The organism is Pseudonocardia sp., assembly GCF_025965585.1.
Taxonomy (GTDB): Bacteria; Actinomycetota; Actinomycetes; order Mycobacteriales; family Pseudonocardiaceae; genus Pseudonocardia.
On the sequence record NZ_JAOPWR010000452.1, the window covers coordinates 1 to 8,706 of the forward strand.

Consider the following 8,706-nt stretch of genomic DNA (forward strand, 5'->3'; position numbering starts at 1 on the left):
CTCGTGATCAACGGGCACGAGCCGGGCGTCGTCGACCTCACCGGCCGGACGCTGCGCAAACTCCTCGGCTGAGGGATCACGGGAAGGCCGGGGCGTCCGGTTCCGACAATCCTGGATCCGTCCTTTCGGGCGGGCCCGCCGCCGTCCGACGATGGTGCTCCTGGAACGGATGCTCGGTCCCGGTCGATGGGCCGTCGCGTACCTCGGCGCCGGGCCGGCCGGGAAGGCCGCCGGGTGGCTCGGCTGGGAGCCCGTCGGTGCGGGCAACCCGGTGGCGGTCTGCGGCCGGCCGTCGCGCACACGCGCCGGCCCGGGCTGCCGTGGGTGGGTCCCGCGGCGATCGCGGTGGGCGTCGTGGATGCTGGGCGGCCTCGTCGCGTCGGCGGTGGTGACCGCCGGCCTCCGCGTGGCCGTCGTGGTGGTCGTCGACCTCGCCGAGGGCGGGCGCTCCCGGCCGTGGTGACGGCGGCGTGCGTGGTGCTGGTGGTGTCGGTGGCGGTCGCCGTCCTCCTGCTCGCCCGGGCCGACATCCACGGCGCCGCCCTGGCCGCGGGGCTGCTGATCGGCGTCTCGGAGGGAGTGTCGTTGGTCGCACACCGGCTCCCATCGGTGGATAGTGTGCGGGAAGAGCCGGCTGGACGGGCCGGATTCAGAGACGGCAAGGAGCGGCACGTGGTTGTCAGTCTGGCCAAGGGCGGGAACGTCAGCCTCTCGAAGGAGGCGCCGGGACTCACGAACATCGTCGTCGGCCTGGGATGGGACGTCCGGACCACCACCGGTGCCGACTACGATCTCGACGCGTCGGCGATCCTCCTCAACGAGAGCGGCAAGGTCATCTCCGACCGCCACTTCGTGTTCTTCAACAACCTCACCAGCCCGGACGGCACCGTCGAGCACACGGGCGACAACCTGACAGGTGAGGGCGAGGGCGACGACGAGGCGCTCAACGTCAACCTCGCGGCGATGGCCCCCGAGGTCGCCAAGATCGTCTTCCCGGTGAGCATCTACGAGGCCGACGCGCGGTCGCAGAGCTTCGGGCAGGTCAACAACGCGTTCATCCGCGTGGTGAATGCCGCAGACCAGCGCGAGATCGCCCGCTTCGACCTCTCCGAGGACGCATCCACCGAGACGGCGATGGTGTTCGGCGAGGTTTACCGGCACGGCGGCGAGTGGAAGTTCCGCGCGGTCGGACAGGGGTACGCGTCGGGTCTGGCCGGCATCGCGCGTGATTTCGGGGTCAACGTCTGATCGCCGGTTGCGGCCGTGCGAGGAGGTCCATGGTCCGATCCGGCGACGACCACTACGATCGGTGCACCGGACGTTCCCTCCAGAGGACGGTCGACAGGCCTGGTCTACGACGAGCTGAGGGCGCTGTCCCCGCGTCCTCGAACGGAGATGACGTCGTGAGCGCTCCGGCGGGCCCGGCGTTGATGTCGTTCGACGAGGCGTGCGGGCGGGTGGTCGGCCACCTCAAGGAGCACATCCCCCTCGCGTTCTGGTCGGTGAGCCGCTTGGACGGCGACCACCAGGTGCACGACCACGTCCGCGACGACGCCTACGGTATTCCTGCCGGCGCCGCACAGCCCTGGTCGGAGACGTTCTGCCGGTACATGGTCGCGGGAAGCGCCCCGCAGATCGCGCCGGACGCGATGGCGGTGCCGCAGTACGCCGCCGTCGCCGAGTCCGTCGACATCCGCGTCGGGGCGTACGCGGGCGTGCCCATCCGCGCAGGCGACGGCTCGCTGTTCGGCACACTCTGCGGGTTCGACCCCCAGGCCCAGGACGCAGACCTGCTGGAGCACGCGCCCCTGCTGCACCTCATGGCCACCCTGCTCGGGCAGATCCTGCAGGCCGAGCGCATGCGCGCCGAGGCCACCGACCGCGAGGCCGAGCTGCGCTGGACCACCCTCCACGACCCGCTGACGGGCCTGCCCAACCGTGCGATGTTCCTCGACCTGGTCGCCCGCGCCCTGGGCCGCGACGCCGGCAGCGCCGCGCCGCGCCCCGCCGTCCTGCTGCTCGACCTCGACGACTTCGCGGCCGTCAACGACACCTTCGGGCACGCCGCGGGCGACGACCTGCTGGTCGAGATCGCCGGTCGGCTGTCGACTGCGCTGAAGCCCTTCGACTCGGTCGCACGTCTGAGCGGGGACGAGTTCGCCATCCTCCTGGACGACGGGGAGGACCTGGCGGCAGCCGGCACCCTGGTGGAGAGCGTGCTGGCTGAACCGTTCATGCTCGACGCCGTCCGTATCCCGGTGTCGGCGACCGTCGGGGTGGCGCCCGTGCCGGCCGACCCCACGCTCGACGTCGACACGGTGCTCGCCCGGGCCGACATCGCCAAGCACGCGGCGAAGTCCGGCTCCCAGGGCCGGTTCGCGATCTACGACCCCACGATGACGCTGCCCGCCGTCCGCGACCTGAAGCTCCGCGAGCCGCTCCGCGAGGCCATCCGTTCCGGGGCGGTCGAGGCCGTCTACCAGCCCATCGTCGAGCTCGACAGCGGCCGGGTCATCGCGTTCGAGGCGCTGGCCCGCTGGACGCACGACGGGGCCGCGGTGCCGCCGGACGTGTTCGTGCCCGTCGCCGACCGCAGCGGACTGCTGCCGGAGCTCACCGACCACATGATGGAGCTCGCGGCGTCCCAGCTCGTGCGCTGGTCGACGATCCTCGGCCATCAGCGTCTGCAGGTGGGCGTCAACGTCCCGCCGTGCCTGATCGTCGACCCGACGTTCCCGGACCGCGTCGAGCGCTGCATCCGGCGCCACGGCCTGACCCCGCAGCAGCTGATCCTGGAGATCACCGAAGACGCCCTGCTCACCGATCCTGCTGCCGCCCAGGCCGGGGCGCGCCGGCTCCACGAGATCGGCGCCACGCTCTCGCTCGACGACTTCGGCACCGGTTACTCGTCGCTGCTGCACCTGCAGCAGATCCCGCTGCACTCGGTGAAGATCGACCGCGGCTTCACGAACGACCTCGAGGCGAACGACGCCACCCGCCGGTTCATGCGCGCGGTGCTCGCGCTCGGCCGCGACCTCGGGCTGCGTGTGGTGGTGGAGGGCGTCGAGCGGCACACGCAGGCCGACGTGCTGCACCGGCTGTTCGGCACCCATGCCCAAGGCCACTACTTCGGCAGGCCCGCGCGTCCCGAGGAGATCGACGTGCGGCCCGACGAGGACGAGACGGGCCCGGAGACGGACGGCATGGAGCTGGACGGCACCGAGCTGGACGGCACCGAGCTGGACAGCACCGAGCTGGACAGCACCGAACTGGACAGCACCGAACAGCACAGCACCGAACAGCACAGCACGGAGCAGCACAGCACTGAGCAGGACGGCACCGGGCAGGACGAGACCGAGCTGCACGGCGCGGAGCAGCGGCGCGCCGTCTGACCGCTCATCCCGGAGGCTTGCGCCACGGCACGGTGTACCCGCCGCGCAACACCGTGTCCCACGCGACGAAGGTGGCCGCGAGCCCCTCGAGCACCGCGGGGTCGTGCTTATCCCGCGTGCCGGCGGCCACGGCGTAGAGCAGGTAGACGAACACGCCGTGCAGCTGCTTGCCACGCTCGCCGGCGTTGTCCTGGAGCTCGGCGAGCATCGCCGGCATCAGCCGCGACACCGTCAGCGACACCCCCGGCCAGCCGTTGTTCGCGAGCTCGTGGGCACCCTCGACGAGCCGCGTGCGGGCCGCCGCGATCACGTCGGTGACCTCGGGCTGCTCCGCGGGCTGGAACGTGCGTGCCGACTCCACCGCGCTGAACAGCGTGGAGACCATGTGGCCCGCGTGCTCGTCGCCGTAGCCGTCGCCCGGGTTCGCGTCCGAGAACAGCCAGTCGGCCACCGCGTCGATCAGCATGATCTCGAGGCCGGGCACGTCCTCGCTGGTCAGGGCCTTGAAGCCGTGGACGATGTCGTCCTCCCAGGCAGCGCTGCCCGTCATGACGTCTCCCTCGGTCGGTTGCCCCGACCGTAGTGGCAAAGCGGGCGGGTGTTCGTCGCAAAGGGGTACACAGCTGTGGGTAGGCGCCGGTCCGGTCCGTGCGCGCGTCGCGGAGGGCGTGACCGACTCTCAGACGTGCACTACGACGAACTCGCGGTCGACCTCCACCGCGTAGCGCTGCGCCGTGTACGGCCCCGGCTCGTAGCCGGCGGCGCCCAGTTCCTCGTCGGACAGCGCGTCGCCGGGCTCCACCGTCGCCTCGTAGGCCCGCACCCGCGTCCGCGCGGGGTCGAACCAGGAGCGGCCGGTGGCGATGTCGAACTCCCAGCCGTGCCACGGGCAGCGCAGGATCTCGCCGCTGCGCGCGTAGTCGTACTCGCCCGGAGCCGTCGACGTGACCAGCCCCGACAGCGTCCCCTCGCACAGCTGCGCGCCGGCGTGGGGGCACTGGTTGCGCAGCGCGTAGAAGCGCCCGTCGACGTTGAACACGCCGATGGAGCGGCCGTCGATCTCGACGATCTTGCGTTCGCCGGGGCGGATCTCGGCGGTGGTGGCCACCACGTGACGGGGCATGCTCAGCCCAGGCCGTAGAGCGCGCGGGCATTGCCGCCGAAGATCTGCTCGCGCACGGGACCGGGCAGCTTCGCCCTGATGGCGCGCTGCGGCTCGTCGAAGTCCCAATGCGGGTAGTCGGTGGAGAACATGATCTTCTCGACCCCGCCCATGTGGTCGAACACCGTGAGCAGGTCCTCCCGCTCCGGTGGCTCCTCGATCGGTTGCGTGGTGACCCAGAAGTGCTCGCGGATGTACGCGGACGGCGGGCGCGTCAGGTGCGGCACCTCGTCACGCAGCCGGGCCCAGTGCTTGTCGAGGCGCCACATGAGCGACGGCAGCCAGCCGAAACCGCCCTCGATGAGCACCACCCGCAGCGTCGGGAACTCCTCGAAGACGCCCTCCACCACCATGCTGATCACCTGGGCCTGGAAGGCCTGGGCCATCGCGGTGTGGTCCTCGATGTAGAACGACGGCCAGCCCGCGGACGTCAGCGGGTTGGCCCGGCCGCCGCCGAAGTGGATGCCGATCGGCAGGTGGTGCCGCACGGCGGCCTCGAGGATCGGGCGGTACCGGCGGCGTCCCAGGGGCTCGTCGGTGCGCACCAGCAGCAGCACCTGGACGAAGCCCGGGTGGCCCGCCGCCCGGTCGATCTCCGCCGCCGCGAGCTGGGGGTCCTCGTAGGGCACCGAGATGCCGGCGCGCAGGCGCGGCTCCTTCTCCAGCCACTCCGCGATCTGCCACTCGTTGACCGCGCGGCACAGAGCCGCAGCGTAGCCGGGGTTCTGCTGACGGTTGGCCTTCGTCAGGCAGTTGAGGATCCCGTACTCGATCTCCAGGGGGTCCAGGTGCTGCTCGCGCATGAACTCGAGATCGGCGCCCGCCGGCAGGCCCGACGGCGGCCACGCGTCGGCGCGCGCCGCGTTCGGGGCGCCCTTCGGGTAGGGGAAGCCGCCGTCGCCGCGCTGCCCGTAGGTCTGGTCGTAGTGCCGCCAACGGTCGGGGAGGTACGGGTCGAGCGAGCCGGGCGCGAGCTCGTTGTGGATGTCGCAGTCCACCAGTGCGGTCATGCGGTGCTCCCGTCGCCGAGCCGGTACGTGGCGAGCGCGTTGCCGCCGAGGAACTTCGCGAGTGCGTCGTCGGAGAGGCCCTGCGGCGCCGCCTGCTCGGGATCGTCGAACTGGTGGTGCGGGTAGTCCGTCGAGAACATCAGCATGTCGTCGCTGCCGAGCTGGTCGATCACCGCGAGCAGCCGCTCGGGCTGCGCGGGCTCGTCCAGCGGCTGCGCGGTCAGGCGGACCGACCGCCGGATGATCTGTGACGGCGGCCGGTCGACCCACGGGATCTCGCGGCGCAGCCCCTTCCAGTTCTTGTCGAACCGCCACATCAGCGGCGGGAGCCACGTGAACCCGGCCTCGATGAGGACGATCGGGAGGTCCGGGAAGCGCGCCGGCACGCCCTCGCTCACCAGGCTCACGAGCTGGCCCTGGAACGCCTGCGCGATCAGGACGTACTCCTCGAGGTAGTAGCTCGGCGCGCCCACCGGGCTCAGCGGGTTGCCGCTGCTGCCGCCCGCATACACGCCGAGCGCCAACCCGTGGCGCTCCGCGGCCTCGTAGATCGGCCAGTACTGGCGGTTGCCCAGCGGCAGACGCGAGCGGACGGGCATGAGGACCTGGACGAACTCCCGGAGCGGCCCGAGCCTGTCGACCTCGGCGGCCGCGCGCACCGGGTCCTGCGCGGCGACCACGATCGAGCCCCGCAGCCGCGGCTCGCCCGCCAACCACTCGGCGCGCTGCCAGTCGTTGACCGCGGCGGCCATGGCCACCGCCCAGTCCGGGTTGTGGATCCCGTCGACGCCGTAGATGCAGTGCGTGACGGCGAACCGGGTGCGCCACGGGTCGAGGAGCTGGGCGCGGAGCAGGTCCGGGTCGGACGCGGGCGGCCCGCCGTCCGGACGTGACCCCGGCCGCGCGCTGAGCGGCGAGCCCGGGGGATAGAGGTCGGACTCCAGCCCCCGGACGCCGCTCTCCCGCACGTAGTCGCGCCACCGTGGCGGCAGGTGGGGCAGTAGCGCCGCGATCGAGCGGGGCGTGATGTGGACGTCCGTGTCGACGAGATCGACGTCCGGCCACGCTGCCGGACGCCCGAACACCGCCGCTGTCACCAGATCCGCACCCGCTTCTCGGGCGACGTGAACAGCGCGTCGGTCTCCTGCACGCCGAAGGCCTCGTGGAAGGCGTCGAGGTTGGTGACCACGGCGTTGCAGCGCAGGTCCGGCGGCGAGTGCGGATCGACCGTGAGGCGGCGGACGGCCTCCTCGTCACGCGTGACGGCGCGCCACACCTGCGCCCAGCCGAACAGCACGCGCTGGATGCCGGTGAGGCCGTCGAGCACCGGGGCCTCCGAGCCGCCGAGGGAGATCGCGTAGGCCTTGAGCGCGATCGTGAGCCCGCCGAGGTCGCCGATGTTCTCGCCGACCGTGAGCGCTCCGTTGACCTTGTGCTCGGGCATGCCAGCGGGGGAGAGCGCGGAGTACTGGTCGATCAGGGCCGCGGCGCGGCGCTCGAACTCGGTGCGGTCGGCCGCCTCCCACCAGTCGGTCATGTTGCCGTCGCCGTCGTACTTGGAGCCCTGGTCGTCGAAGCCGTGGCCGATCTCGTGGCCGATCACCGCGCCGATGCCACCGTAGTTGGCGGCGTCGTCGGCCTCGGGGTCGAAGAACGGCGGCTGCAGGATCGCTGCCGGGAAGACGATCTCGTTCATCCGCGGGTGGTAGTAGGCGTTGACCGTCTGGGGGGTCATCAGCCACTCGTCGCGGTCGATCGGCTTGCCGATCTTCGCCAGCTCCCGGGTGGTGGACCAGATTCCCGCGCGCGCGACGTTGCCGAGCAGGTCGTCCGGCCGGATCTCCAGCGTGGAGTAGTCCTTCCACACGTCCGGGTAGCCGATCTTGGGCGTGAACCGGTCCAGCTTCTCCAGCGCGCGCTCGCGGGTGGCGGGGCTCATCCAGTCCAGCGTGGAGATGCTCTGCCGGTAGGCCTCCACGAGGTTCGCGACGAGCGTGACCATCCGCTCCTTGCTCGACGCCGGGAAGTGCCGCTCGACGTAGAGCTTGCCCACGACCTCGCCCAGCGCGCCCTCGACGAGCGAGACGCCGCGCTTCCACCGCTCGCGCAGCTGCGGGGTGCCCGACAGCGTGCGGCCGTAGAAGGCGAAGTCCTGCTCGACGATCTCCTCGGTGAGGTAGTCGGCGGAGACGGACGCGGTGCGGATGGCGAGCCAGGCCTGCCACTGCTCGAGCGGACGCTCGGCCCACAGCTGTGCGGCCGCGGCGACGAAGCTCGGCTGCTGCACCACCACCTCGTCGAACGCACCCTCGGGGGCGCCGAGCGCCTCCAGCCAGGCGTCCCAGTCGAAGTCCGGGGCGCTCTCGCGCAGCTGGGCGTTCGTCATGAGCGTGTAGGTCTTCTCGGCGTCCCGGTTGGCGACGCGGTCCCAGGACGCGGCGGCCAGCGCCGTCTCCAGGTCCATGACCGTGTCGGCGAGCGCCGCGGGATCGGGCAGGCCCACGAGCTCGGCGAGCCTCGCGAGGTGCGCGACGTAGGCGGCCCGGATCTCGGCGTAGGAGTCCTCGCGGTAGTAGGACTCGTCGGGCAGCCCGAGGCCGGACTGCGACAGGTGCACGAGGTAGCGGGAGGAGTCCTTGGCGTCGGTGCTGACGTACGTGCCGAACAGCGACACGCGCTCCTCGCGCTGCCGCCTGCCGAGGACCGCGGCGAGCGCGGCACGGTCACCGGCGGCCGCCACCTCGTCGAGCAGGGGCTGCAGCGGTGCGACGCCGGCGGCCTCGATGGCGTCGGTGTCCATGAACGAGCGGTAGAGGTCGGCCACCTTCTGCGCCTCGGGACCGGTGGCCGGGTCGGACTCCTCGACGATCTCGCGCACGTGCTCCTCGGAGCGGTCGCGCAGCACCCGGAAGGCGCCGTCCTGGGAACGGTCGGCGGGGATCTCGTAGGTGCGCAGCCATGTTCCGTTGACGTGGGTGAAGAGGTCGTCCTGCGGGCGGGTGGCGGCGTCGACCCATTCCAGATCGAGCCCGGTGCGCGTCGGCTGCGTCGTGGTCATGACTCAATCCTGCCTCGTAACGGGCCTCGGCGACGACCCGGATGTGCTCATTCCGTCGCCCCGACGTGGCCCTGCGCCAGCAGC

The 8,706-nt window shown here is 71.7% G+C and carries 8 protein-coding genes; 3 read left to right on the forward strand and 5 right to left on the reverse strand.

Going from position 1 to position 8,706, the window contains the following annotated elements:
* Positions 1 to 151 precede the first annotated feature (151 nt).
* From JWR81_RS27710 to JWR81_RS27720, 3 genes are all read left to right on the forward strand, one after another.
* A complete protein-coding gene (locus JWR81_RS27710) occupies positions 152 to 463 on the forward strand; it encodes a hypothetical protein (RefSeq protein ID WP_297659258.1) in 312 nt (103 codons plus the stop codon).
* Positions 457 to 1,248 carry a TerD family protein gene (locus JWR81_RS27715; RefSeq protein ID WP_297659260.1) on the forward strand — a complete coding sequence of 264 codons (792 nt, stop codon included), beginning with the start codon at positions 457 to 459 and terminating at the stop codon, positions 1,246 to 1,248. Before JWR81_RS27710 ends, JWR81_RS27715 begins: the two co-directional genes overlap by 7 nt.
* Before the next feature lie 155 nt (positions 1,249 to 1,403).
* Positions 1,404 to 3,392 (forward strand): EAL domain-containing protein, encoded by a 1,989-nt coding sequence (locus JWR81_RS27720; RefSeq protein ID WP_297659261.1) that lies wholly within the window; start codon positions 1,404 to 1,406, stop codon positions 3,390 to 3,392.
* Positions 3,393 to 3,396: 4 nt separating this feature from the next.
* On the opposite strand, the gene JWR81_RS27725 is transcribed toward JWR81_RS27720, so the two are convergent.
* From JWR81_RS27725 to JWR81_RS27745, 5 genes are all read right to left on the reverse strand, one after another.
* The gene (locus JWR81_RS27725) at positions 3,397 to 3,942 is read right to left on the reverse strand and encodes a hypothetical protein (protein ID WP_297659263.1); all 546 of its coding nucleotides are present in this window, start codon (positions 3,940 to 3,942) and stop codon (positions 3,397 to 3,399) included.
* Positions 3,943 to 4,071: 129 nt separating this feature from the next.
* Positions 4,072 to 4,500 (reverse strand): Rieske (2Fe-2S) protein, encoded by a 429-nt coding sequence (locus JWR81_RS27730; protein WP_297659265.1) that lies wholly within the window; start codon positions 4,498 to 4,500, stop codon positions 4,072 to 4,074.
* Between the two features lie 17 nt (positions 4,501 to 4,517).
* Positions 4,518 to 5,564, reverse strand: coding sequence for an amidohydrolase family protein (locus tag JWR81_RS27735; protein WP_297659267.1), 1,047 nt, complete (start codon positions 5,562 to 5,564; stop codon positions 4,518 to 4,520).
* Positions 5,561 to 6,661 carry an amidohydrolase family protein gene (locus JWR81_RS27740; RefSeq protein ID WP_297659269.1) on the reverse strand — a complete coding sequence of 367 codons (1,101 nt, stop codon included), beginning with the start codon at positions 6,659 to 6,661 and terminating at the stop codon, positions 5,561 to 5,563. The genes JWR81_RS27735 and JWR81_RS27740 overlap by 4 nt, the downstream gene beginning before the upstream one ends.
* Positions 6,658 to 8,622, reverse strand: coding sequence for a M13-type metalloendopeptidase (locus JWR81_RS27745; protein WP_297659271.1), 1,965 nt, complete (start codon positions 8,620 to 8,622; stop codon positions 6,658 to 6,660). Before JWR81_RS27745 ends, JWR81_RS27740 begins: the two co-directional genes overlap by 4 nt.
* Between the last annotated feature and the right edge of the window lie 84 nt (positions 8,623 to 8,706).